Consider the following 24,184-nt stretch of genomic DNA (forward strand, 5'->3'; position numbering starts at 1 on the left):
TCGAGTCCGCGACGATCGATGGACGGACCGCCACTGGTGGCGATGGGGTGAACCATCCCCCGGCCGAGAAGAGGATCGAGGTCGGCCTGGCGCTGCGCGAGGTAGGCCGTCAGATCGGCGCGCCGCCACCGACAGCAGGACCCGCCCGTCAGCCCTCGATGGGCGTTCGGCGGGCACCGACGGGCCAGAGGATCGTGGTCGGTACGCCGTGGTGCCGCGCCCAGTCGATGGTCCGCTCCGTCGACGCGGGGTGACAGCCAGGTTTGCCGTCCCACACCGCCACGAGTCGCTGCACCCGTCGGACCAGCTCCCGGTTGGCGACCACGTAGGCGGCGGTGCCCGAGCGGTCGTAACCGGTGTGGACGACCGCTGCCGCCCGGTCGAGCAGCTCGTCGAAGGCCAGCCGATTCTCCGGCCTGATCACCGCGACCCGGTAGTCACGGGCCGGCAGGATCACCTCGTAGGTGCCGCCCAGGTCGAGGATCGTGCGCGCGAAGACCTGGTCCGCGCCGGCCGCCAGGCAGGTCACGCCGTGTACGGGCCGGTCGCTGATCCGGCCCAACTCGACGCGGAGGGCGTCGGCGACGAGCAGCTCGGTGTCGCGGGTCAGGTTGATGTGCCCGGTCACGCCGACGCGGACCGGGCCGAGGTCAGGCGGCATCCCTCGGGCCTCTCCGCTGCGCGGGCACCGGAGGTGTCAGCCGGATCAGCTCGAACCCGCTGTCGGACAGCACGTCGGGCAGTGCCCGGATCCCCTCGCGGTTCTGCTCCTGCACGTCGGACGGCAGCTCCTCCCACGGCCGCAGGGCGGGATGCCGCCGCTGGACGTCGTCACGTGGGTCACCGTACGTCCAGCCGTCCCCGCGCCGTTCCCGGCACCACCGGTCGTGTTCCAGGCGGGCGAGTTCCTCGATCCGGTCGTCGATGGCCTGCCCGGCGGCCGAGGCGTCACCGGTGCCACCGTGGCGGGGCGCCACGACGCAACCGAGATCCAACAGCTTGGCGGCGATGTCCTGCACGTGGGCCCGGTTGGCCCGCCGCAACGACTCGGGTAGTCGTGACCAGTCCACCATCGCCGGGGCATCGCCGAGCCGTACCCCGGCGCGCTGCTGGGCCTGGACGTACCGCTCGTGGATCAGCCGGGCCAACCGCTCGGTGAGGTCCTCGGCGATCAGCCGGGCGTCGCAGGCGTGGGTGAGCACCGGATAGAGGCGGAGCTTGCCGTGCACCTCGTCGAGCAGGTCGTGACGGGGGTCGCCGTGGAAGGCCGCGGCGAGCGCCGCCTGCCGGTAGACCGGCACGAACACGGCACTCTCGGCGCCCTGCCACAGGGCGGGCGTGTCCAGCACGAACCGCAGGCCGCTGATCTCGTCCGGTGCGCAGACGTAGATGCGGTCGTAGCGGTCGCGGCCGAGACCGACGACACCGTCGAGATCCAGGTCGTACGCGGTCAACTGGCAGACGGTGGCCAGGAACGGGTAACGCGACGACGCCAGCGCGATCTCGGTGCCGGCATCCGGTGCCACGACGTCCACCCGCAGGGGTGGCACGGCGTGGCCCGCGGGGGTGTCGGCTCGGGATGCGTGCCAGTGCCGGGCGCTCTCCACCAGGAGGGCCCGGCGGAAGGGGCCGGTGCCCGCGATGAGGATCCTGGTCGGTTGGTCCCCCGCGCTGGGCAGCGGGTGGTGCCGGTGCAGTGCGCGTGCCGCGACGTCGTCGACGTGGAAGTAGTCCAGCCGCAGCCGGCTGGACCCGGCGGCACCGAGTCGTCGGGCCTGCAGGGACAGACACATCTCCGAGTCGTGGACCAGGATGTAGACCCGCGGTGGTTGCCGTCGGTCCTGGATGAGCCGGTTGGCGGTGTTGGCGATCGCGTGGTTGCGGTCGTCGTCGTCGCTGCACGCGTAGATGGTGTGGGCTCGGGGCAGGCCGGCGCCGCGCAACACCTCGGGGCTGGTCGGGTCGCCGACCACGCCGAGGTACCGGCGCCACCGGTACTCCAGTGGCCCGAACGGTTCGGAGCGCACCACCACCACACGCTCACCGTCGGCGAAGAGCCGGTCGGCGAGCATGCGGGCGAACTGGGAGTCGCCGCAGACCAGGACGTGACCACGTGCCCGCCGGGCGCGCAGGCGGCGAGTCTCGGCGGCCAGCAGCAGCCGGCTGGCCTCGGCCACGGCGAGGAGCGTGAACAGCGGGGCGGCGAACCGGGCGACCTGCAGCTGCCACGGGTACGGGCCGGCGTCCTGGAAGGGTTCGGCGCCGAAGACGAACAGTTGCAGGTCGTAGTAGAGCAGGTCGTACGGGTCGTGGGCGACCTCCGGTCGGGCCTGGAGCAGGCGCTCGAAGCCGACATAGCCGAGGACGAGAGCGGTCAGCCCGATCACTCCGAAGAGGACCCGCAGACTCCAGCCGGCCGGGCGGGACGAGCCGGCGACCGGATCCGTCATGAGCTCATGGTATTTGACGAGGTCGATCGGATCGTCGCTCGACGCGCACGCGTGTGCACCTACGGCTCCGGGTCGATCACGGAAAGTCGTCGGGTCGGGTGTCGGGCAGCGTGGCCAGCAGTTGTCCGGCCAGCCGCCGCACCGCGCCGTCATCCTCCTGGTGCGCGAGCCGCACGAGCACCTCCCGGGTCCGGGTGTCCCGGTCGTAGTGACGGGTCAACGCGAGCAGCGCGGTCCGGCGGATCTCCCAGTCATCGTCGTCCGCCAGCCTCAGCAGCAGGTCCCGTACCCCCGTGCGGCCGGCCAGGGTGGCGCCCAGCTGCTCCACGGCCCGGCGGCGGACCTCCAGGGCCGGATCGTCGCGGACCAGCCCGACCAGCAGCACCTGAACCTCCGGGTCGGCGCCGAAGTGCTCGCCGAGCGCGGCGGCGATGCGGGCGCGGATCGCCGGGTCCTGGTCCGACAGGCGGCGCATGAGCCGCAGCGTCACCGCCATGGACGCCGAGCCCTGCTTGGTCAGGCAGCGCACGGCCGCGTCGAACACGGTCGGGTCGGTGTCGGACTCGACGCATTCCAGCAGCACGTCGGTCACCAGTTCCGGGCTCCCGTGCGCGCAGAGGGTCTGCACGGCGGCCAACCGGATGCCGACGTAGCTGTCTCGGCGGGCCCGCCGGCACAGTGTCTCCATCAGGCCCGGGGCGCCGCCGTGGCGGGCGAGCGCCTGGGCGGCGGCGCACAGCACGTTCGGGTCGGGGTCCCGACTGACCTGGTCGGCAAGGCACTCCCGCACCTCAAGGTCGGGTGGGTCGGCGAGACGGGCCAGGCTACGGGTGACCCGCAGCCGGACGATCGGGTCCCGCTCCTGGGAGGCGCGGCTGATGAGCAGATCTCGGGTCGCGTGGCCGAACAGCGGTCGCCCGGTGAGCAGGTCGACGGCGGCGAGCCGGACGCTCGCGGTCGGATCGCGTCGAGCGCTCTCCAGCAGCAGTTCCCCGGTGCGGTGGTCGGGGTAGGCCTCGGCCAGCGCGCGCACCGCGGCGAGGCGTACCGTCGCGTCCTCGTCGACGTGAGCCGTGCGGGCCACCACGGTCCACCCGGTGTCGTCGGCGCGGTCCCGGTCGATCAGAGCGGTGACCGCGGCGGCCCGCACGGAGGACTCCTCGTCCTGCTCGATCTGATCGACCAGCCGGGCCCGGCAGCGCCCCTCCGGGTCGGGGACGAGCGCCAACCGCTGCACGGCGACCGCGCGGACCCGCGCGGACGTGTCCGAGCAGGCCAGCTTCAGCAACAGCTCGGTGCTCTCCGGGCTGGGTCGCTCGGGCAGCAGCTCGATCAGAATGCAGCGTCGGACCTCGTCCGGGGAGTCGCCGGTGACCCGCTGCAGCGCCGTGGTTCGTGCGGTCTCGGCGTACTCCGGCCGAACCAGCAGACCCTTCAGCACGCACTGCACCACACCGGGGTCGGTGTCGGTGGCCAGCAGTCGCTGCATCGACTCGGGTGCGTCCGGCAGATCGGCGCACCGCGCGGTGAGCACTCCGGCGGCGGCTCGCCGCACCGCGGCGGCGGTGTCCCCGGTGGCCCTGGCCAACACCTGGCGGACGTCGTCGGAGAGGTCGGACCGGGTGCCGAGGGACTGCACGGCCAGCGCCCGCACCGCGAGATCGGGGGAGTTGGCGAGGTCGCGCAGCACGTCCACGAGGTCGAGGTGGGCGCCGAAGTGGGCGACCAGTGCGCGTACGGCCGCCTGCCGCACCGCGGTGGAGACCTCGGCCTGCGCCTGAGCGAGCAGCATGTCCCGGCATCGGCGACTGTTGCCGCCGGTGGCCTCGAGGCGGCCGGCGGCCTCGGCCAGCCCGGCGACCAGGGTGAGGTGGGCCTGCCGCTCGCGGCCCTGGCCCAACTCCCGGACGAGCAGGTCCTCGATCTGCTCCTCGGCGGTGGACAGCACCGCCGCGATCCGGGTGGCGAAGGCAGAGCCGGATCGCCAACTGGTCCGCACCCCACGGCGGCGGTACCAGTGCAGGAAGATCTCCCGGCCGGGCCAACTCGGGCCGAGCGCCCGGATCGAGGACAGCAGCTCCTGCTCGGTGAGATCCACCAGGTTCGGGTCGTCGGCGGAGATGCCGTGCTCGATGAGACGTACGACCTGGCGCAGCACGGCGTCGCCCGCGCCGGCCAGTTCGGCGGGCTGCGGCGCCTCGGCCACGCACTGCGCCGCCAGCACCAGGTTCCACGGCGGCCCGGTCAGGTTCAGCGGCGGCCACGGTTGGGTGGCCTCGGTGGCGAGCAGGGTGACCAGCTCGTTGGCGATCTGGGCGGGCAGGGCGCTGGCGACCAGTCGAAGCACCTCCCGCCACGACGGATCGGCCCAGTGGTCGCGAAACAGCGAACGCAGTCGATCGAGGCCCCAGTTGGCCTTGTCGTGTTCGCATCTGTCCACGATCTCTTCGGCGCAGAAGAACTCCAGAAACGCGCGGTGCACGAACCCGAACAGTCGCAGTCCGTACCGTTCCAGGATGAAGCTTCGCTGCCGCAATTTGTCGATCATCGAGTAAGCCATGGCGAGCGCCCGCTCATTCTCAAAACCGTAGAACGCGACGAGGTGATCCCGGAAGATGCGGGCCAGTTCGTCGGATTCAATGTAGTTTCCGGCGGGGCCGGACTCGCGGACCTGCATCCAGTACGCCAGGTGACGCAGCAGCCGACGCTTCGCCTGCAGGTCCAGCGACGGCACGTCGCCGTGGCTCTCGCGCAGTTGCTTGGTCACATCCCACTCGGAGATCAGTACGTCGGTCACGTGCGCGTAGAGCCGGCGTCGGTTGCGCGGCAGCGGGTGACCCCGGCCGACGATCGCCATGAGCATCAGCAGCAGGGGGTTGCCGGCGATCTCGCGCATCGCCCGGGAACTGCCCACCACGTCGAGGATCTGCCGCCGCTGCCGCTCCGCCTCCGCGGCCGGCGTGGGCATCACGTAGCGGTACCAGTTGCCGAGGAACCTCGCGATCTGCTCGTCGTCGAGATCCTCCAGGGTGAAGTGGTCGAAGCCCGCGTTGGCAAGGGTGTGCCGCTGGTAACCGGCCACCCGCGAGGTGACCACGGTCAGCACCCCCGGGTACTCGTTGGCGAACGTGGCGATCTGCGCGGCCACCTCTTCGCGCTGCGCCGGGTCGAACACCTCGTCCAGGCCGTCGAACAGGAACAGCGCCTGGCCGCCCTGGCGCAGGTAAGCCTCCAACACGTCCTGGTCGATCCCGGCCAGCCCCTGCTGGTGGCGGTGGCCGACGTAGTCGAGCAAGCCGTCGCACCGGCCGTCCCCGTGATGGGTGGCGTAGGAGCGCAGCTCGATCAGGACGGGTAGGTACCGGTCCAGCGCGCTCAGTCGAGGCTCGACGCAGACCCCGGCCAGCGTCAGCGCCAGGTACCGCGCGGCGGCGGACTTGCCGGAGCCGGGGTCGCCGAGCAGCATGATGGTGCGCCGGCCCGGGTCGGACACCACGTCGAACAGCGACAGCTCGTCCTTGGCCGCGTACTCCTCCCAGAGCCGCTCCACCTCTTCCGGGTTGACCACCCCGGGCAGCCCGCCGACGTCGTCGCCCGGTGTGGACCCTGCCCAACGCCACCACGCCAGCGGCATCTCCGGTCGCGCGTCCTCGTGGACGCGGGGCTCCACGAACACCTTGGGCAGCCCGACGGTGAGGTAGCCGATGGTGGGACGCGGTGAGACCGCGTCCACCGACACGGCCTGGTATCTCAGCGACAACTGCTTGTAGTACTGGTTGCGGACGGCCGTCGGCAGGTGGGTGTCCGGGTCGGCGGGCTCGCGCGCCGGGGACCTGCCACTGCGTACGTCGGCAAGTGCGGCGGTCACCTTGGCGGTGAGGTCGTCCACGCCGGAGAAGAAGGCGCAGAGGTGGCGCTCCTTGAGCTCACGGCGCAATGCGACGATCTGCTGCCAGTCGGCATCCCGGTCGATCATGTCGACCGGCCAGGGCGTGTCCTCCGCGAGCAGGAACACCAGGCAGGGCTTTCCCGCCGCGAGCGCCTCCCGGTATTCCAACTCGGTGATGGAGGACTCCTGGTCGGGCGGGCGAAACCCGTACCGCCAGGCGAACAGCCCCACGTAGAGGTCGCACCGGCGCACGTCGGAGAGGCAGCGTTCCAGCGGCGGCCGGATGTCGGCGCCGTACGCCTCCATGGCCACGTCGTCGATCTCCAGACGGCGAGCCACGGCGTGGACGGCAGCGCGGTATTCCAGCAGGTCCTTTTGTGTGGCCGAAATGTAGACCTTCATGAACGGCAAACTCCAGGGGGTGGCTGGCGACCGCACCATTGAAAATATCAGCCGCTGTCACGTGCGTCCGACCGCGAACACTCCGAACGCCGGCCGTACATGGGATTCCCGCCGACCCCGGGCCTATGATGGCCATCAACAGATACGGATCCGGGCGGTCGAATCTCGTAATCGTGGAGTTTCGGTTGTCCGACGCGGATCCGTGTCCGTGCCGGTCGCGAGGGTGTACGTCAATCAGCATGAGCCGCATACCGCGGGATGAGCGCGGGTCGGTGGCAGCGTTGCGGAGGAAGCCATGCTCACGGTCGGTGAGGTGCACACCAGCCTTCTGCAGCACAGCACGGCGTTGGCCCAGGAGCAGAGCGCCGAAGTGCTCAGCCTGATCGAGGGCGAGGCCGTGCTGACCTCCCGGCGGCCATCGCTGTACGCGGTGTCACCCGATGTCCGCACCGGTGTCGACTGCTGGCTCCCGAGCGCCAGGAAGCGTCAGTTGCGGGGGGTGGGAGCCGTCGTCACCCGGGCCGTCATCACCGGCGGCCGGATCGTGCAGGCCTCCTCGGTCATCCACGTCGTCGCCGGCGAGCGCCGCCAGCCGTGGTCGCACTATCTGGCCAACCCCGGCGTCCTGGAGACGGTCGGCAAGCTGGACGTCGCCGACCTGAGCGCGGGCTTCCTGCGGGGCAACAACGCCGACGTGCTGAACCTGGAGGCGATCACCGGCCGGGTGCTCGACGGTGTGCAGATGTCCGAGCTGCTGGACCGGCGCCCGCCGCTGCGCACCGCCCGCACGCGGCTGCGCTGGACGGCGCAGGCCGACGAGCGTGGCAACCGGGACGTCTCGGCGGTGGTCACCGTGGACTCACCCACCCTGCGCACGGTCGAACTCGTGCTCGACCCGCAGGACGTGCCGGCCGCCGTGGCGGGGCTCTGCGAAGATCTCGCGTTGCACGACTGGCTGCTGACCATGCTGTCCTCGCTGGTGGAGTCCGCGGTCACCCGATCGGCCTCCGGGCAGGAGCACGTCGATCGGCTGCGGCCGGTGCTGGAGCACCTGCTGCACCTGTGGCTGCCCGGCGCGCGGGTGCACCCGCGGCTGCGGCCGATCTGGGACCAGTTGGAGCAGGTACCCGGGTTCAGCCGTCAGTGGAACTCGTCGGTCAACTGGATCCGGGATCAGATCAGCGTGAGCAACATGGCGCTGCTGCGCGACCTGGCCGGCCGGGTGACCGTCGACGAGCCGTGTGGGCGTTGAGCGCGCTCAGTCGCCGATGAACACGTAGCTCAACCTGTCGACCAGCTCGCTGGGCAGGTGCAGGCCCTCGCCGCCGGCCCGTTTGGCGACCTGCTGCGCGACCGCCGGCGGCACCGCCACCTGGCCGAGGATGGTCCGTACGGCCAGCTCCACCGGCAGGTACTGGGTGCCCATCAGGGTCAGCGTGCGATACGCGCAGAACGGCGCGGCCGTCGGGTTCAGCTGGACGATCGCCGGCAGTTCGTCCCAGTCCGTCGGCAGCTCGCCGGTGAGCCGGCACGGCTGCGTCATCGTCTCGCCCTGGTGCCGTAGCACGCCGAGCCGGGTCATCTGCCAGACCGAGGCGAGCAGGGCGCAGGCCCACACCCGGGCATCCGACTCGTCGGACCAGAGCTCGATGTCGACGAAGATGGAGTGCCGGGGATCGCCGGACTGCAACGGCGGAGACCAGGGCCGTGGCAGGGTCATCGCCGGCGCGTCGACGTGCCCGGGGGACCGCTTACCGTTGGACAGCCAGCCCGACTCGATCAACGGCGGACGACTCCCGGTGGTCTGCCGAGGTGGTTCCACCACCAGTGTGTCGACCACCAACCGGGCCAGTTCGGCACCGTCGTGCCGAGCGAAGCTGGACTCCCGGGCCACGTAGTCCAGGATCAGGCCGTGCTCCGCCGCGGCGCTCTGCACCTGCGGGATCACCTCGCGGGGGGTGCCGAAGCGGTGGAAGTAGTCGTCCAACATGAAGCAGGTGCTGATCCGGGGCTCCCGGTGTGCGGGCAGTCCGCGTCGGGCCAGAGCCGGGATCGCGGCCGACCAGTCCGCGATCCGCTCGAACTTGCGCCTCAGCTCCTCACACCCGTCGCCGAAGTCCTCCGCGTAGAAGTGCCCCAGCTCCACGGACAGATGCGAGTACGCCACGCTCTCTGTACGTCGCACCGCAGCTGCCTCCTGGAACCTGACATCCATGCCGATCACGCCGTGTCCCATGCCGTCTCGTCGAAAAGCTTCTCGGTCAGGACAACGAAGGCGTCCACCGTCTTGACGTTGGCAATCTTGGCCTGCACGTCGTGATCGGAGATCAGCTGCTCCCGCCACTGCAGCAGAGGATCCAGCGGCACCACGCCGAGCAGCGTCGTACGCCCGACACCCCGTCGTCGGGCCAGCTCCGACAGCTCCAGGTCGCACTTGCGCAGGAAGGCCTGCTGGGCGAGGCCGAGGTGGCCGACCTCCGGGCCCCGTGAGTCGATCACCGCCGTACGGATGAAGCGCAGTGACTCCCGTAGCTTGTCCGGCTCGTGGCCGTACTCCTTGCCCATGGCCACGATCCCACCCGCCTCGAAGGCCAGGTCCGCCGCCGCGGTGACGTGCTGGGGAGTCCACCTGTGGAAGACCAACCAGCGCACGGCGACCTTACGCAGGGTCGAGGTCGCGGTGGCGGCCAGCGCGATCTGACTGGCGTACGACCGGCCGGCGCTGAGGTCCACCAGGGTCAGGTCGAACTCCTCCTCCAGGCGGAGGAAGAGTTCGGCGCAGCGCTTGGCGATGTCGTTGGTGAAACCGAACTCGCTGCCGTTGCGCTGCCCCGGCAGGAGCACCAGCGGACCGGACCCGATGGGCCGCTGCCGTAGGCTGGCACGTTCGGAGGTGCCCCACACGTCCAACTGCTCCGGCGACGGGATCTCCCCGCGCAGGTATCGGTGCAGGCCGCCACCGTTGGGCCCGGCGCCCTCCACACCGTTGACGGCCTGCGGAATCTGGAACGTGATGCCGGCGGTCGGCGAGCCGAAGTCGTAATCCAGGTAACAGGTGGGGCGACCGGACAACGCGCTGCGGTAGGCGATGTTCGCCGCGGTCACCGACCGCCCGGTGCCGCCCTTGTGTGACGTGACGAAGACCAGCATTCAGATCCCCTCGCTGGCCTTCTGCTGCCCGGTGGCGACGTCGTTGAGTAGCAACAGGAGAGTGTTCACCAGAGCGGCCGCCGTGCCGGGACGCTCGTCGACGAGCAGCTGCGCCCGGCCCAGGCTGGCCCGGATGCTGCGCATGCTGCGTTGCATCGCCTCACCGTCGAAGGTGCCGCGCATCAACTCCCGGTCGAACAGGTATTCGGCCTCGTCGATGAGGTCCTGCGCGTAACCGGCCAGCCGGCCGGCTCGGGGGAACGGCCGCTCCCACAGCAGCTGACCGGAGGTGACCAGCGCCTGCACCACCCGCTCGGTCAGATACCAGGAGGGTGCGTCCGGCTTCGGCGCCAGGCCGGGAAAAGCACCACCGGCGTGGTCCCACAGCCCCTGGTGCCGGCCATCCGGGATGCGACGCAGCAGCAGGTGGTCCCACACCTCGTCGGCCAGCTCGAGCAGTTCACTGCGCCGTCGGGCGTTGCTCAGCAGACCGGCGACGGTGACCGCCCGCTGGAGCAGCACCGTGGAGAACTCGTTCACGTTCCACGTCATGATCGGCTTTGACGTGTCGTCGTTCAGGGTCACCCGCTTGCCCGGCGCGTGCACGAACAGCGCCGGTTCGCCGGGCGACGCCCGCCGGGTGATCCGCGCCCGCTGCGCCAGCTCCACCAGCACCGCGGCGATCCGGCCGAGCTCCTCGTCACCGCCGCGCCCGACGGCGATCAGGCCCTTCACCGCCAGCGACGTGGCCTGGAGGGTGTAGTAGTCGGTCCGGTCACCGTCGGTCGTCCGCCAGGGGATGTCCTCGATGGGCCACCGCCGCCGGTTGCCGAAGGTCGCCACCGTCGCCCAGTACGTCCGGGTGAGCTCCCAACGCAGTTGCAGCGCCCGGGACAACCGCTGCTGCTCCTCGTTGAGCAACCCGAGCAGCCGGGTGCGTTCGGAGTTCAGGTCCTCGATGGCGTCCATCGCGATGACCGTGAAGTAGAGGTAGGGGGCGTTCTCCGCCGTGCCCGCACGCTGCCGCCCGATCGGCTCGGTGGTCGGCACCTCCTCGGCCCCGGAGATGAGCCCCCACGACCAGCCGCACTCGAACAGCATCTCGCTGTTGTCCAGGTCCTCGGTCACCCGACCCGACCCGATGATCACGCTGCGCAGACTCGCCATGGTGTCCCGCAACTGCTCGCGCAGGGCCGCCACCAGCTCGCGGCGCGGCAGCTCGTCCTGGTTGACCATGTCGCACAGACGAATGCCGTACTCGTCGGTGGAGGTGAAGACGAAGGTGCTGAAGCTGCGGAGCAGGCCGACCATCGCCGCCGTGAGGCGCACGCTCGCCATTGCGTCCAGTTCGTCCAGTTGCGCCAACAGGTCGCGCCGCTGGGTGGAGCTGCGGTAGACCTTGACGAAACCGATGGTCGCCAGCGTGAGAGTGACCGACACCGCGAACGAGTCGACGATGTCCAGGGAACGCTGCTCGTCGGTGAGCTCCGGACCGCCCTCCAGCGGGGTGAGGTAACTGCCCCCGGCGAAGATCGGAGTGCCGGCGTCGTCGGTGTACCGCCGGAAATAGTCGATCATCACGCTGACCAGCCGGCGGGGAATCTCGATCGCGCCGCCGAGCGGGCTGAGCGCCTCGATCACCTCTTCGTCGGCGCGGTCCGGGTCGTCCAGTGACAACACCGGGACCTTGGCCGCGGGAAGCAACAGGGTCAGCAGTTGCTCCGCGTCGCTGATCGAGTTGCTACCACTTCGGCTGCCCCAGTGCCATTCACCGTCCGCCCAGCAACTGCGAACCGTAGCCCGCCAGATGTCGAGGATCTCCTGGCGCGGCTGCATCCGCATGATCCACCGCCGTCTGTTGTAGTCGTCGACTCGAAACCGCTGGTATTGCCGTGCCCACGATGGCGTACAGCATCATGGTAGCGGGCCGGTCGAGTGCCACTTGAAAGGCTTCGATGGCCGCGTGTCGGCGCTATCCGCGGGTACGGCCGGTAGCCAGCAGCATGCTCAGATACCCGTCCCGCAGCGGCGGCTTGGGCCGTACCTCGTGGACGTCCAGGTCGTACGCGCCCGCCGCGATGCTGGCCACCACGTCGGCGCGCTGCAGTGCCACCGCCGGGAACATTCGCCGCCCGACGCTGTAGCCGAGCGACCCGAGCATGACCGTCACGGCGAAGGGCGACCCGGGCCGCAGCGCGTCCAGAAACCGACCGATCGCGTGCTCGGCCTCGGCCCGGTCGGTCGAGATGGAGCAGGCCACGAAAAACATCGTGCCGGCGCTCCAGGCGTGCCTCGGCAGGGTGAAGACGCTGGTCCGCACCACCCGGCCCACCTGCGCCAGGCGTCGGCGCGGGTCCGCCAGCGCCGCGTACGCCGGGTGCTCCGCGCACACCCGCCAGTACGGGTCCCAGAGCTCGTCGTAGCTGTCGACCTGCGCGCGCAGCCAGTCCACGTTCGCCGTCGACCATTCACACAGGTCGACGGCCTTCGCGAACGGCAGAAGCGACAACGCCGGGTACAGATTCGCTCCCGACCCCACATCGACGCACCGCGCGTCGGAGAGTTTCGCCTCGGCGAAGAAGTCTCGGATGCGGCAGAGGATCTCCCGATCGTCGGACCGCAGATCCGCGTAGTTGTGCCGGACATATGCCTGCGGGTCGAAGCTGTCCCACTCGACGTCGGAATTGACCGGCCTCGGTGACTGAATCGGTGAGCGTGGCGTCGACTCGCCGCAACCGCCCCCAGTCGCCGGGGTCAACGCCATAGACGGGCCTCCATCGGGTTGGCGGATCACCGTGGTCGCTGAAGCGGCGCTCACCGCACTGCTCATTATGTAGCAGAGGTGGTGTTGGCCCACAAGTGTAGGAACTTCACCATCCGCCGGAAATGGCGACGACAGGACGCTGGCCGGATGCCGACAAGCCGACCAGCACCCCAGCCGGCGCGCGTGCCCAGACCTGTCCGACCTGGTGTCCAATATCCGTCACGACGAACAGCATCGCCGTCGCCACCACTGGCGCGGCTATCCGCTGACCGGGTCGGAGACTGCCGCTTCGCCGTCGACGCTTCCGCCCACGTCCACGACACCAGTGGAGCGCATTTCGAACTCGGACAACCGTCCCGCCGAATTCGCACATCGACACCGGCGCCGAGATAGCCGAGCTGTTTGGCGTGACCTGATCAACTGTCCACCCGGCGATCGGGCGCACCCCGGTGCCGGGTCAGCAGACACGCGGTGGAAAGTTGAACGGTCAGTCACTGGGGGTGATGCAGCGCCTCGTTCGACTACTCAGGACAACTGAGTACCCGCCATCAGGTGGCCGGCTCGACCGACCAATAGTGTTGCCGCGTGGTGACATTCCTGCGTCGGTGGACCCTGCGGGTCGCAAGCTTCGCCCTGACCTGGCTCTACACCCTCTACCGGATCCATCCCGCGGTGTGGCGGCTCACGGCACGCCAGTACCGCCCCCACATGGGTCGCTTCGCCCGGCTGCACGCCTGGATGACCTGCCAGTTTGCCGCGATCGACGTGCCCGCGTACGGCGATTTCCTCCGCCGCCACCAGTGGCGGTTCCGCTGGTTCGATCTGTCGTCCTACCCGCCCACCGACAAGCGGTCGTACGTGCAGGCGTACCCGGAGGCGCAGCGTTGTCGGCACGGGGAGATCGAGATCGCCGGCAGCGTGGTCGACGAGTCGTCGGGCTCGTCCGGGCAGCCGTTCAACTGGATCCGCAGCCGCCGCGAGCTGCGCTCGGTGCACAAGAACCTGGCCGGCTACGCGACAATGGTGTTCCCGTCGAAGCGCCGGTTCGTCATCAACGCGTACTCGATGGGCGCCTGGGCCACCGGCACCAACACCGGCATTGCCATGTCGAAGATCGCGATGGTCAAGAACACGGGACCCGATCTGCGGAAGATCGTCGACACCCTGTTGTACTTCGGACCCGGCTTCGACTACATCGTCACCGCCTACCCGCCGTTCCTCAAGCACCTCCGCGACAAGCTCGACGCCGATGACTTTCCCTGGGCCGACTACCGCATCAGCGGTCTGGTCGGCGGTGAGGGGATTACCGAGGCGCTGCGCGACTACCTGGAGGAGCGCTTCGTCAAGGTGCGCTCCGGCTACGGGGCCAGCGACCTCACCATCGGTATGGCCGGGGAGAGCGACTTCAGCGTCTGGGTCCGCCGGCAGCTGCGTACCGACGCCGCACTGCGGACCGCCCTGCTCGGCGCCGACGAGCACCGGCTGCCGATGGTCTTCCAGTACAACCCGCTGGAGACCTACCTGGAGACCACAGCGGACCACGAGGTGCTCTGCACGATCAACTCCACCGCGGTGCTCAATCCCCGGGTCCGCTACAACATCGGCGACGAGGGCCGGCTGATCTCGTACCCGGATGTCCTGGCCGCGATCGCCGACCCCGCGGCGCGGGCCGCCGCGGACCGTGCCTGGCAGGTCGACCGGATGCGCCTACCACTGCTGTTCCTGTACGGCCGCAAGGACAGCACGATCTCGTACATGGGCGCCAACATCTACCCGCAGGACGTCGAGTACGGCCTCTACGCCGGCAATCCCCAGGCGCACCTGCTGCAGAGCTTCTGCCTCGCGGTCACCGAGCAGGCCGACCTGGAAAGCCGGCCGGTCGTCAACCTGCAACTGCGCGAGGGCCTGACGCTCGACCCGGTGCAGCGGCGAACCCTCACCGACACCTGCCGCGCGGGAGTGCTGCGCCACCTCGCCGCGGTCAGCCGGGACTTCGCCGAGTCCCTCGCCGAGGACCCGTCCGCGGCGGACCTGCGGGTGGAGGTCCACGAGTACGGCACCGGCCCGTTCGCCGACGCGGCATCCACAATCAAGAACGTCTACCTGGTGAAGGGCGTGCCGGCATGAGGACCACCGACTTCTCCGCCGCGCCCGCGGTGGGCCAGGCGACAGCCATGTTCGTCGGCGCCACCCGCTACCGGGGGCCGCGCTCGATTCTCACGCTCACCCGGACGTGGTTCCGGATGGTCCGGCAGATGAGACGAATGGACGGATACCGCTGGCACACCGTCTATTACCAGTTCCCGTTCACGCTCGGCACCATCGCCTTCTTCAGCGACCGTGACGCGCTCCTGACGTTCGCCCGTAGCCGCCATCACCGTGACCTCATGTGCTGGGTGACCGACCACGGCACGACGAACGCGACAGGCGGCTACATCCGCCTCTACAACGCCGAGCCCGAGGGCTACAGCAACGGCATCTGGCGCGCCGAGGGGGACGGCATGGCGCACATACCGACCTTCACCCCGCTCTCGCGTGAGACGGCCGGCCCGCCGGTGCACCGCCCATGAGGCTGGAACCCGTACAGTCGCGGGCCGACCTGCGCGCATTCGTCGACTTTCCGCTCCGACTCCACCCGACCGACCGGTACGTACCCCTGGTGTCATCGGTCATCGCGGCCCACCGCGGCGCCGCCGAGCTGTTCGTGGTCCGCGACCGACGCGGCGAGGTCGTGGGCCGCACCAGCATGCACCGCAGTGCGCCCTTCGACGCCAAGGTCGGCCCGCGGCAGCTGTTCGGGCACACCGAGTTCGTCGACGACGACGACGTCTTCACCGCCATCATGGACGCGGTCGAGACCCGGGCCGACGGCCGGCACCTGTTCGGGCCGGTGGCCCTGCTGCCCAACCAGACCGGCGGGGTGATCACCTCCGGCTTCGCCGACCGTGGCTTCGTGGACTCGGCGTGGAACCCCGCCTACTACCCGGACATGTACGAGCGGCACGGCTTCCACCGTCGCTTCGAGGCAGACACCTGGCTCGTCGACCTCGACGGCACGGCCATGGCTGCTCGCCCCGCCGCCGGTGCGCCGGCCGGGACCGACCACGGGTTCGCCTTCGACGATGCCCGGATAGCCGCCGAACAGCTCGTCATCCGGCACGGCTCCCGGCGGCACCTGCGCCGCCAGCTGCCGATCCTGCGCCGGATGCTCAATGCGAGCTTCGCGCAGTTGGGCTACTACACCGACATCTCCGCCGAGCAACTGGCGGAGCAGACCGACGGCCTGGCGTTCCTGCTCGACGAGGCGCTGCTGCTCTGGCTGGAGAAGGCCGGCCGACCCGTCGCGTTCGTCGTCACCGTGCCGGACATCTCCGAATACCTCATGCGCGTCGGCGGTCGGCTCGGCGTCCTCAATCAGCTCCGGCTCCTCGCCACCCGCGGCCGGTACCGGCGCGACGCGGTCCTCATCATCAAGGGCACCGTGCCCGACGAGCAGGGCAACGGGTACCTGACGCTGCTGTCCCGGGAGTTGCACCGCAACCTCGCCCGCAACGGCTACCGGACGCTGCGCAGCACCTTCGTCGAGCGGACGAACGCCGCCTCGGCCGCGCAGTACCGGCGTGCGGGTGGGCGGCCACTGCACGGGCACACCTTCTACGAGCGAGGAGCCGGGTGAACTGGGTCGAGCAGCTGCGGGCCACCGAGGCGATCTGCCGCCGGGCACCGAGCGCGCACAACACGCAGCCGTGGCGACCGGAGTACCACACCGACGAGATCACCATCGATGTCGATCCGGGCTGCCGCCTGCCCGACTCCGACCCGACCGGGCGCGACCTGGCCCTCGGCATCGGCGCGTTCGTCGAGACCTGCCTCATCGTCTCCGCCGAACTCGGCCTCACCGTCACCGTGGCGCCCGGTCCACGACTGGTCGCCGCGGCACACCGGTACGCGACTCCGTTCACGATCGCCGACATCGAGGCCCGCCGGGTCGCCCGTGGTCCATACACACCCGGGTACCTCGACGACACCGTCCTCGCCGACCTCGAGCCGGGTGTCGCACACGTCCCGACCCGGGACCTCGTATCGGACCTGGCCATCGCCGACCGGTGGATGTTCGGCACACCTGCCGTCGCGGTCGAGTTGCGGGACTGGCTGCGCCTGAGCCCACGCCATCCTCGATACCACCTCGACGGACTCACGGACCGAGCGCTCAACCTGTCCCGCACCGAGGCGCGCTTCCTGTCCGCCGCGCTGCGCGCGTACCCGGTCGCCCGCCGACTGGGCCTGCCGGCGCTGCTGGCCGCAAGTGGCCGCGACCTGTTGCGCTACGACGGCAGCGTCCTGGTCCTCCTCGCCGCCGCCGACGACGACCGGATCAGCGCCGGCCGACGCCTGCTGCGGACGTGGCTGACCCTCGCCCGGCACGGCCTGGCGGTCCATCCGCTCAGCCAGCTCATCGACTGCCCCGCGACCGCCGGTCGGCTCGCCGAGCGGGTCGCCGGCCTTCCGCTCGCGGTGTTTCGGGTCGGCCGACCCCCCACCGCCCCGGTCCGGTCCGCCCGACGCGGCGAGCAACTGTCGACCCAGCCCAATAGCTCCCGTCGTCGCTAGCGGTCACGGTGCTGGCAGTTCCCGCAACTGACCGCGCGTCAACCGGTGCGGGCGACGCAGTCGGGTTGGTCGAGGCGCAGGCTGGCCCTTGTGGTGCCGTTGGGTCACGCGGAGTTGCGCCACTTGCGGCCGTGCCGGCCGATGAGCCGGTCGGCGTCGGTCGGGCCCCAGGAGGCGGCCTCGTAGGTGGGGATCGGCGATTTGTCCTTATCCCAGTTGTCGATGATCGGGTCGACGATCCGCCAGCACTGCTGCACCTCGTCGCTGCGGATGAACAGCGACGCGTCACCGATCAGCGCGTCCAGGAGCAGACGTTCGTACGCCTCCGGCGACTCCTCGACGAACGTCTGATCGTAGGAGAATTCCATCGTGGCGGTGCGGACCCGGAAGGAGTGGCCCGGCACTTTGGCACCGAAGCGCAGCGAGATGCCCTCGTTCGGCTGGATCCGCAGGATCAGCGCGTCCGCATCCAGGCCGGTGAGCTGGTCGGTCGGGATCGGCAGGTGCGGCGGTCGCTGGAACTGCAGTGCCACCTCGGTGAGCCGGGCCGGCAGGCGCTTGCCGGTGCGTACGTAGAACGGCACCCCGGCCCAGCGCCAGTTGTCCACGTTGAGCCGCATCGCCGCGTACGTCTCGGTCCGCGACAGGGGGTCGACGCCGGCCTCCTCGCGGTAGCCGGCCATCAGCTCCTCGCGGGTGCCGCCCCGGGTGTACTGTCCCCGGACCGCTGCCTCGGCGATGTCCCGGTCGGTGGGGAGCCGGATCGCCTGCAGCAGCTTCACCTTCTCGTTGCGCAGGCCCTCAGCCTCGAATGAGGCCGGTGGCTCCATCAGTGCCAGCGCGAGGACCTGGAGCACGTGGTTCTGCACGATGTCCCGCATCGCGCCGGCGTCCTCGTAGAAGCCGCCGCGGCTGCCGACACCGAGGGTCTCGGCGACGGTGATCTGCACGTGGTCGACCCAGGAACGATCCCAGATGGGCTGGAAGATCGAGTTCGCGAAGCGCAGCGCCAGCACGTTCTGGACGGTGTCCTTGCCCAGATAGTGGTCGATACGGAAGACCTGGGACTCGTCGAACGCGCTGTGCACGACACCGTCGAGCTCGCGGGCCGTGACCAGGTCGCGCCCGTACGGCTTCTCGATGACCAGGCGGGAAAACGAGCCTTCCCGTGGCTGGTTGAGCCCGACACCGGCCAGTCCGTTGATCACCGGCTCGAAGGCGCCGGCCGGGGTGGACAGGTAGAAGAGCCGGTTGCCGGACGTGCCCCGCTGCGCGTCCAGTTCGTCGAGGGTCTCCACGAGCCGCTTGTAGGTCTCCGGGTCGTCGTAGCCGCCGGCCACGTACCGTACGCCGCCCTGGAGTTGGCGCTTGCTGGCGAGGGTGCGTTCGCCGAGGACGCTCTCGGCGAACTGTTCGTCGGTCATCGACGTGCGCGCGACGCCGACCAGCGCGAACTGGTCCGGGAGCCGCTCGTGCCGAGCCAGGCTCTCGATGGCGGGCAGCAGCTTACGCCGGGTCAGGTCACCGGAGGCACCGAAGATCACCAGCGTGGCCGGCGGGGCACTCCGCTCCTGGATGAGTTGAGCTGCGTGGTCCATGGTCTGCGTTCCTCCGGGCACAAGGGGTGTGGTGTTCAAGAATGCCGTGCTGTCATGCCAGGAATTGTGCGGGCTTTGACGCTAGCGTCCGGGGCCACGCGGCGTGGCCCGTTGGTTACGGAGCTTGAGCGTCGCATGCCGGGCTGACGGCTGGGCAATTCGGGTGCGGTCTGTCGGCGTACGCGGTGGCGGTACGAATGATCGTGGCCAGGCAGCCCGCGGAGGTCAACGGTCAGTCGAACCAGTTGAACAGCAGGTCACCAAGTCGGTGCGGACGGTGGTAGGTGACGTCCCGGCGTTCTTCGTCGGTCAGGAGCTGCAGGTACCGATCTTCGATCGGTGCCTCCAGCTCCGCCGTGGTGGCGACCCGCAACCCCACTCGACGATAGATCTCCCCGCCTGGCACCTCGGCGAACAGCAGGGTGACCAGGTGGGGATCTCGCTGTTGGGCCGCGGCGACCAAGGCGGCCGCGGCGTTGAGGAGAATGCACAACGGCTTGCCGTCACCGAGGCGCACACCGATCCGGTAGTAGTTTCGGCCGACTGTTGGTTCCTCGACCGAGGTGGTGACCGCGCCACCGGTTCCTCTGATGCTCTCGTGCACCGAGGCCAGCCACGTGGCACGCGCCGCCGAGTCACGGCACGGCATGGTCACCCCGGCTCGTAGCGGATCGATGTGGGGCACGCGGGACATTATCCGGTCATCCGGTCCGCAGTCGTCGAGTTGGCGGGGATGGTCAGCGGGAAAGGTCGTCGGGCACCGGCAGGTCCAGCGCCGTGAGGAGCCGTGCCGTCTTCACGTCGACGAAGGTGTCGTCGCCGTCATCGTCGTCGTCGTCGTCGTCCATGTCGGCCGGGTCGAGATCCTCGGCGAGAAAGGTGGTGATCTCACCTTCCTTCGCGCTGCGCTCGGTATCACTCGACCCGCCCCGGTGCTGCGCCCACCACTCGCTCAGGCCGGCAGCCTCGCGCACGACGTCGGTGGGAGCCGAGGCGTCCGGGCTTTCAAAGTACGTGCGCGGGGTGTAGCCGAGGTAGGCGACGCCGCTCCCTGGACCAGCCGGACGGTAGGTGAGCGTTGCGATGTCGCTGTCGTGGATGTCGACGAGCAGCCACGGCTCCGGGCTGGTTGCCTGCTGTCCAGGCGCCTGCGCCGTCCACCGGCCTTCAGCGAAGAGGTAGGTGCCGAAGAATCCCACGATTGATCTCCTATGCCGGACACGGTGCCGCTGTTCGGGTAGCGGTAGCTTGCCACCTTCAATACGAGCGGGTCGGCCGCATTCAGGCGCACGCAACCCCGACCACGGCAGCCGCCCACGATAGGTTGATCATCGTGACAGCCCTCAGCGCTCTGTGGTCCTTCGTCCTCGTCGTCGGCCTGCTCACCATGACTCCCGGGATGGACACCGCCCTCATCCTGCGCACCGCGGCCCTCGGAGAAACCCGCCGTGCCTGGGGAGTCGTCCTCGGTATCCAAACGGGGACCCTGGCCTGGGGTGCGCTCACCTCCGCTGGTGTCACCGCGCTGCTGACGGCTTCGCACCTGGCGTACGAGGTGCTGCGGTGGGCTGGCGCCTGCTATCTGATCTGGATGGGGCTGAGCATGCTGTGGGCCACCCGTCACCGTCGACCAGACGAATCGCTCCAACCGATGGACGAACTCGCGACGGCCGACAACGACTTCCTCCCGGGGTGGCGTCGCGGCGCACTGACGAACCTGCTGAACCCGAAGATGGGCGTGTTCTACGTCGCGCTCCTACCGCAGTTCATCCCCTCCGGCGCTTCCCCGTTCGCCTTCGGTATGTTCCTGGCCTGCGTGCATATCCTGCTGGGTACCGCCTGGTCGGCCGTGCTGGTCGTCCTGGCCCGTCGGCTGCGCACGGTGTTGCGACGTCCCGCGGCTCGCCGGCTGTTGGACCGCGTCACCGGGACGGTGATCACCGGCTTCGGGATCCGGCTCGCCACCAGCAGCCACTGACCTCGCCGACCCCCTGCGGCTGCGGCGACGACTACGCTGCGAACGTGATCAAGGGACTGCTGCTGGACTTCTACGGCACGGTGGTCGAAGACGACGACGCGATCATGCAGGCGACAGCTGACCAGGTAGCCGCCGGCGCCTCGACATCCGTCTCCGGAGGCGACGTCCTGGATGCCTGGTCGCGGCAGTACGAGGCGGTCGCCGCCGGCCCGCAGTTCCGGACGCTTCGACACTGCGCGATGCGCAGCCTGGCCACGGTGCTGGCCGAGGTGGGCTGCGCCGGTGACCCGGCGCAACTGTGCGCGGCGCAGTTCGCGTACTGGCAGTCGCCACCGTTGCGTCCCGGCACCCGGGAGTTCCTCTCCCGGGTCACGGTGCCGATCTGCGTGGTGTCCGACGTCGACCGCGCCGACCTGGACGCGGCAATGGCACATCACGACCTGACCTTCACCGCCGTGGTGACCAGCGAGGACGTCCGCGCCTACAAACCGGACCGGGCGATGTTCGCCCGAGCGCTCGCCGCCCTGGACCTGGATGCGGACGAGGTGCTGCACGTGGGCGACTCGCTCAGCGCCGACGTGCGCGGGGCGCACTCGGCCGGCATCCCGGCGGCGTGGATCAACCACCGCGGGCACACCCTGCCGGACGACACGACCGTCGAGTACGAGGTGACGGACCTGACCGGCCTTATCGGAATCATCCGATAATCGCCTCCCCGGCCGCTGCGTCGTCGACGTCGGCGGTTGTCGATGCGGTGGCGACGGTGCTCGCAACGTAGGTAGCGGGCCGGCACAGTATGGGCAGCGGCTACCGATGTCGCCACGGGTGGCGGAGGTCAGGGTGGGCGTATGGCCTTTACGCCGTCGATCGCCCGTCAGCCGCCTAGAAATTAGGTGGACTCATGACGTTACTGGTACTCGGCGGCACGAGGTTCGTTGGTCGGGCGATCGTCGACGCTCTCCTCGACAGCCACGACGTGACCGTGCTGAACCGTGGAACGCAGCCGCTCTGGGACAGCCGGATCACGTAGCTCGTCGCCGACCGCGACGACGCCCGCCAGATGGCCGACGTGTGGACGGCGGCGTACGACGCTGTCGTCGACGTCTCCGCTGCGGTGCCCGGGCACGTGCGGCACCTGCCCCGAACCACGGAGATTCCCCGGTACGTGTTCATCATTTCCTCTGGGCCAGGATGGCCGCCGACCAGCCGATCTTCGTACCGGGCGACGGCCGTACCCGGATCCAGTTCTGCGCCTCGGGGACGTTGGCCGACACGGTCGCGGCGGCGGTGGAGGGTCGGCTGCCGACCGGTACGTACAACGTCGCCGAACAGCGCGGATACACGTTCCTGGAGTACCTCGCGGTACTCGCGGACGTCATCGGCCTACCTGCCGCCCGGATCGTGCCGGTTACGGACCCGTCCGTACCGGCGCGGGAGTACTTCCCGTTCCGCCAGGCCGAGCTGACGCTCGATGTCAGTCGCCTCGCCGCGTACGGCCTCGTCCCGGACGTGGACCTGGCCAGCGGCCTGGCCGCCACCCTGGCCTGGTTCCGCCGCAACGGCGGCCTGCCCGACGAACCCACAGCACGGGAGTACGCGTGGCGCGCGACGACACCCGGCGCCAGCCCGTGGAATGTTCCGGGTGGCCGGTGACGGCCTGCGTAGGCGCGGTTGACGCGGGCTTCGGTTCGGGGCAGGGCTCGGAAGATGCGGTGCGGTTGGGTTGGTTGGTTGGGGCAGGATGTCGGCATGATCTGGGGCAGACGCGACAGCGACGTCCGCCCGCCCTCGGTGGCGGGGGAGAGTGAGTTGCTCGGCGCGGTGCGGGTCGCGGCTCACGAGGCGTGCGATGGTCGGTGGGAGGAGTTGCACCGTCTGGTCGAGGTGCTGCTCGAGGTCGATGCCGTGGGCGACGAGGTGGTCGCGCGGTCGGCGTTGGCGTTGGTCGCCGGGCGGCCGGGGCTGGTGGTGCGGCTCGACGGGCACGCGCGACCGGCGCCGTACGCCCAATACCAGGAGCCTGCGATGCGGCGCGCCTCGAAATGGTTCTCGGGTGTGTCGTCGGGGCCGGTAGCGACGGCCTTGGCGAGCATGCACGGGGACGGGCGGATCCGCGAGCGTGCGGTAGCTGCGATGGTGAGTCGTCCGTGCTCGGAGGTGATGCCGTTTCTGGTGCTGCGTACCGCCGATTGGGTCAAGCCGGTGCGGGACGGGGCGCGCGCCGGCCTCGCGGTGCTGCTCGCCGACGACCCTGCGGTCTGCCTGCCTGCGGTGTTGCCGATGGCACTGCGCCTTGACGCGCGCCTGCGTGCTGGCTTCGCGGTCACCCAGGTTCAGGCGGCGGTGCTGGCGGTGACGGAGCAGGTGTGGCGCGGTGTCCTCGGCGAGGGCGGTCGCCGAGAGCGGCGGTTCGTCTTCGAGCTCGTTCTGACGCAGGGCCGGCTGCGTGTGCCGGATCTCGTGACCCTCGCCGAGTCGGATCCGGATGTCCGGCTGCGGGCGCGGGCGGCAGAGGCGGCGTGCCGTGAGGCGGTGTGGACCCGCCGGCTTGATGTCCTGCAGCGTCTGGCGCGGTCGGGCCGGCCCGAGGTGCGGGTGGTGGCGCTGACCGGACTGATCCGCGCCGGCAAGGACGCCGACGTCGTCGGACACCTGGACGATGACGCGCCGCTGGTACGGGCGGTGGCCCGAGACGCGGCCCGCCGCCTCGGTGTCGACGTGCGGGAGTGCTATCGGGTTGGCGTCGACGTCGGCGAGCCGGCTGCGGGGGCGATCGCCGGACTCGCCGAGACCGGCTCCGCGGCGGACGCCCCGTTGCTCCAGCGACTGCTCGGCCATGAGCGGGCAAGGGTCCGTGCTCAGGCGGTACGTGGTCTGCGACTGCTGGACGCGGTGGTGCCGGGGGAGATGGCGGCATTGGTGCGGGATCCGTCACCGGCGGTGGTGCAGGAGGTGACCGCGGCGCTGCGCCCGGTGGCCGGCGCGCTGCCGCCGGACCTGCCGTGGGAACTGCTTCGGGATGGGCGAGCGGAACTACGTCGGGCCGGTTACCGGCTCCTGCGTGGTCGTGGTGTCGACGTCGAGGTGCGCGCCGCACTGCTACTGGCCGTTGACGCGAACCCGCGTCTGGCCGGGCGGGGCAGGGCCGATGCCACCCGCATCGCCCGTGACGTGGCGCGGACGACGCGGCGCTGGACCCCGCGACCGGAGCTGCAGGTCACCGGGGCCGAACACGCTGAGCTTGTCGCGTTGGCGGCAAGAGCCGCAGCGGCGCTCGGCGCGGAGACCAGTCAGCAACTCTCGGGCTGGCTCGCGAGCAGCCGTCCCAGCGAATGACGGCCA

General features: G+C 70.0%; 20 protein-coding genes. 10 read left to right on the top strand and 10 right to left on the bottom strand.

Annotated features, from left to right (window positions below):
• Positions 1–148: 148 nt before the first annotated feature.
• The 3 genes from AB0C25_RS09490 to AB0C25_RS09500 form a co-directional block, all read right to left on the bottom strand.
• Positions 149–661 (bottom strand): hypothetical protein, encoded by a 513-nt coding sequence (locus tag AB0C25_RS09490; RefSeq protein ID WP_357371302.1) that lies wholly within the window; start codon positions 659–661, stop codon positions 149–151.
• Positions 651–2,450: a RyR domain-containing protein gene (locus AB0C25_RS09495; protein WP_357371304.1), complete on the bottom strand. Its 1,800-nt coding sequence runs from the start codon at positions 2,448–2,450 to the stop codon at positions 651–653. Before AB0C25_RS09495 ends, AB0C25_RS09490 begins: the two co-directional genes overlap by 11 nt.
• Before the next feature lie 76 nt (positions 2,451–2,526).
• A complete protein-coding gene (locus AB0C25_RS09500; protein WP_357371306.1) occupies positions 2,527–6,741 on the bottom strand; it encodes a HEAT repeat domain-containing protein in 4,215 nt (1,404 codons plus the stop codon).
• Between the two features lie 295 nt (positions 6,742–7,036).
• On the opposite strand from AB0C25_RS09500, the gene AB0C25_RS09505 reads away from it, so the two are divergent.
• Positions 7,037–7,993, top strand: a complete 957-nt coding sequence (locus AB0C25_RS09505; protein ID WP_357371308.1) for an SCO2521 family protein — start codon at positions 7,037–7,039, stop codon at positions 7,991–7,993.
• Between the two features lie 6 nt (positions 7,994–7,999).
• On the opposite strand, the gene AB0C25_RS09510 is transcribed toward AB0C25_RS09505, so the two are convergent.
• From AB0C25_RS09510 to AB0C25_RS09525, 4 genes are all read right to left on the bottom strand, one after another.
• Positions 8,000–8,977, bottom strand: coding sequence for an SCO2522 family protein (locus AB0C25_RS09510; RefSeq protein ID WP_357371310.1), 978 nt, complete (start codon positions 8,975–8,977; stop codon positions 8,000–8,002).
• Positions 8,962–9,891 (bottom strand): SCO2523 family variant P-loop protein, encoded by a 930-nt coding sequence (locus AB0C25_RS09515; protein ID WP_357371312.1) that lies wholly within the window; start codon positions 9,889–9,891, stop codon positions 8,962–8,964. The genes AB0C25_RS09510 and AB0C25_RS09515 overlap by 16 nt, the downstream gene beginning before the upstream one ends.
• The gene (locus AB0C25_RS09520; protein WP_357371314.1) at positions 9,892–11,733 is read right to left on the bottom strand and encodes an SCO2524 family protein; all 1,842 of its coding nucleotides are present in this window, start codon (positions 11,731–11,733) and stop codon (positions 9,892–9,894) included.
• A 130-nt stretch (positions 11,734–11,863) separates the two neighbouring features.
• Positions 11,864–12,655, bottom strand: a complete 792-nt coding sequence (locus AB0C25_RS09525) for an SCO2525 family SAM-dependent methyltransferase (RefSeq protein ID WP_357371316.1) — start codon at positions 12,653–12,655, stop codon at positions 11,864–11,866.
• A gap of 585 nt (positions 12,656–13,240) precedes the next feature.
• On the opposite strand from AB0C25_RS09525, the gene AB0C25_RS09530 reads away from it, so the two are divergent.
• Genes AB0C25_RS09530 through AB0C25_RS09545 form a run of 4 tightly spaced genes read left to right on the top strand, consistent with a single transcriptional unit; the run spans position 13,241 to position 17,266 of the window.
• A complete protein-coding gene (locus AB0C25_RS09530) occupies positions 13,241–14,782 on the top strand; it encodes a phenylacetate--CoA ligase family protein (protein WP_357371318.1) in 1,542 nt (513 codons plus the stop codon).
• Entirely contained in the window at positions 14,779–15,225 is a 447-nt protein-coding gene (locus AB0C25_RS09535) for a DUF4188 domain-containing protein (protein WP_357371320.1), read from the top strand. The genes AB0C25_RS09530 and AB0C25_RS09535 overlap by 4 nt, the downstream gene beginning before the upstream one ends.
• Positions 15,222–16,331: a hypothetical protein gene (locus AB0C25_RS09540; RefSeq protein WP_357371322.1), complete on the top strand. Its 1,110-nt coding sequence runs from the start codon at positions 15,222–15,224 to the stop codon at positions 16,329–16,331. The genes AB0C25_RS09535 and AB0C25_RS09540 overlap by 4 nt, the downstream gene beginning before the upstream one ends.
• Entirely contained in the window at positions 16,328–17,266 is a 939-nt protein-coding gene (locus AB0C25_RS09545; protein WP_357371324.1) for a hypothetical protein, read from the top strand. The genes AB0C25_RS09540 and AB0C25_RS09545 overlap by 4 nt, the downstream gene beginning before the upstream one ends.
• Positions 17,267–17,370: 104 nt before the next feature.
• Here AB0C25_RS09545 and zwf read toward each other — a convergent pair whose 3' ends face one another.
• From zwf to AB0C25_RS09560, 3 genes are all read right to left on the bottom strand, one after another.
• Entirely contained in the window at positions 17,371–18,864 is a 1,494-nt protein-coding gene (gene zwf / locus AB0C25_RS09550) for a glucose-6-phosphate dehydrogenase (RefSeq protein WP_357371326.1), read from the bottom strand.
• 232 nt (positions 18,865–19,096) lie between these two features.
• Positions 19,097–19,549 carry a hypothetical protein gene (locus AB0C25_RS09555; protein ID WP_357371328.1) on the bottom strand — a complete coding sequence of 151 codons (453 nt, stop codon included), beginning with the start codon at positions 19,547–19,549 and terminating at the stop codon, positions 19,097–19,099.
• Between the two features lie 52 nt (positions 19,550–19,601).
• On the bottom strand, positions 19,602–20,063 hold the full coding sequence (locus AB0C25_RS09560; protein WP_357371329.1) for a hypothetical protein: 462 nt from the start codon (positions 20,061–20,063) through the stop codon (positions 19,602–19,604).
• A gap of 134 nt (positions 20,064–20,197) precedes the next feature.
• Here AB0C25_RS09560 and AB0C25_RS09565 point away from each other — a divergent pair, with 134 nt between their 5' ends.
• From AB0C25_RS09565 to AB0C25_RS09585, 5 genes are all read left to right on the top strand, one after another.
• Positions 20,198–20,842, top strand: coding sequence for a LysE family translocator (locus AB0C25_RS09565; protein ID WP_357371331.1), 645 nt, complete (start codon positions 20,198–20,200; stop codon positions 20,840–20,842).
• A gap of 44 nt (positions 20,843–20,886) precedes the next feature.
• Positions 20,887–21,549: an HAD family hydrolase gene (locus AB0C25_RS09570; protein WP_357371333.1), complete on the top strand. Its 663-nt coding sequence runs from the start codon at positions 20,887–20,889 to the stop codon at positions 21,547–21,549.
• 194 nt (positions 21,550–21,743) lie between these two features.
• Positions 21,744–21,872 (top strand): NAD-dependent epimerase/dehydratase family protein, encoded by a 129-nt coding sequence (locus tag AB0C25_RS09575; protein WP_357371335.1) that lies wholly within the window; start codon positions 21,744–21,746, stop codon positions 21,870–21,872.
• Between the two features lie 161 nt (positions 21,873–22,033).
• On the top strand, positions 22,034–22,495 hold the full coding sequence (locus AB0C25_RS09580) for a hypothetical protein (RefSeq protein ID WP_357371337.1): 462 nt from the start codon (positions 22,034–22,036) through the stop codon (positions 22,493–22,495).
• A gap of 96 nt (positions 22,496–22,591) precedes the next feature.
• Complete coding sequence (locus AB0C25_RS09585; protein WP_357371339.1) at positions 22,592–24,178, top strand: hypothetical protein; 1,587 nt, start codon at positions 22,592–22,594, stop codon at positions 24,176–24,178.
• The last annotated feature ends 6 nt before the right edge of the window (positions 24,179–24,184 follow it).

Origin of the sequence: Micromonospora sp. NPDC048839 (genome assembly GCF_040649915.1) — a bacterium.
Taxonomy (GTDB): Bacteria; Actinomycetota; Actinomycetes; order Mycobacteriales; family Micromonosporaceae; genus Micromonospora.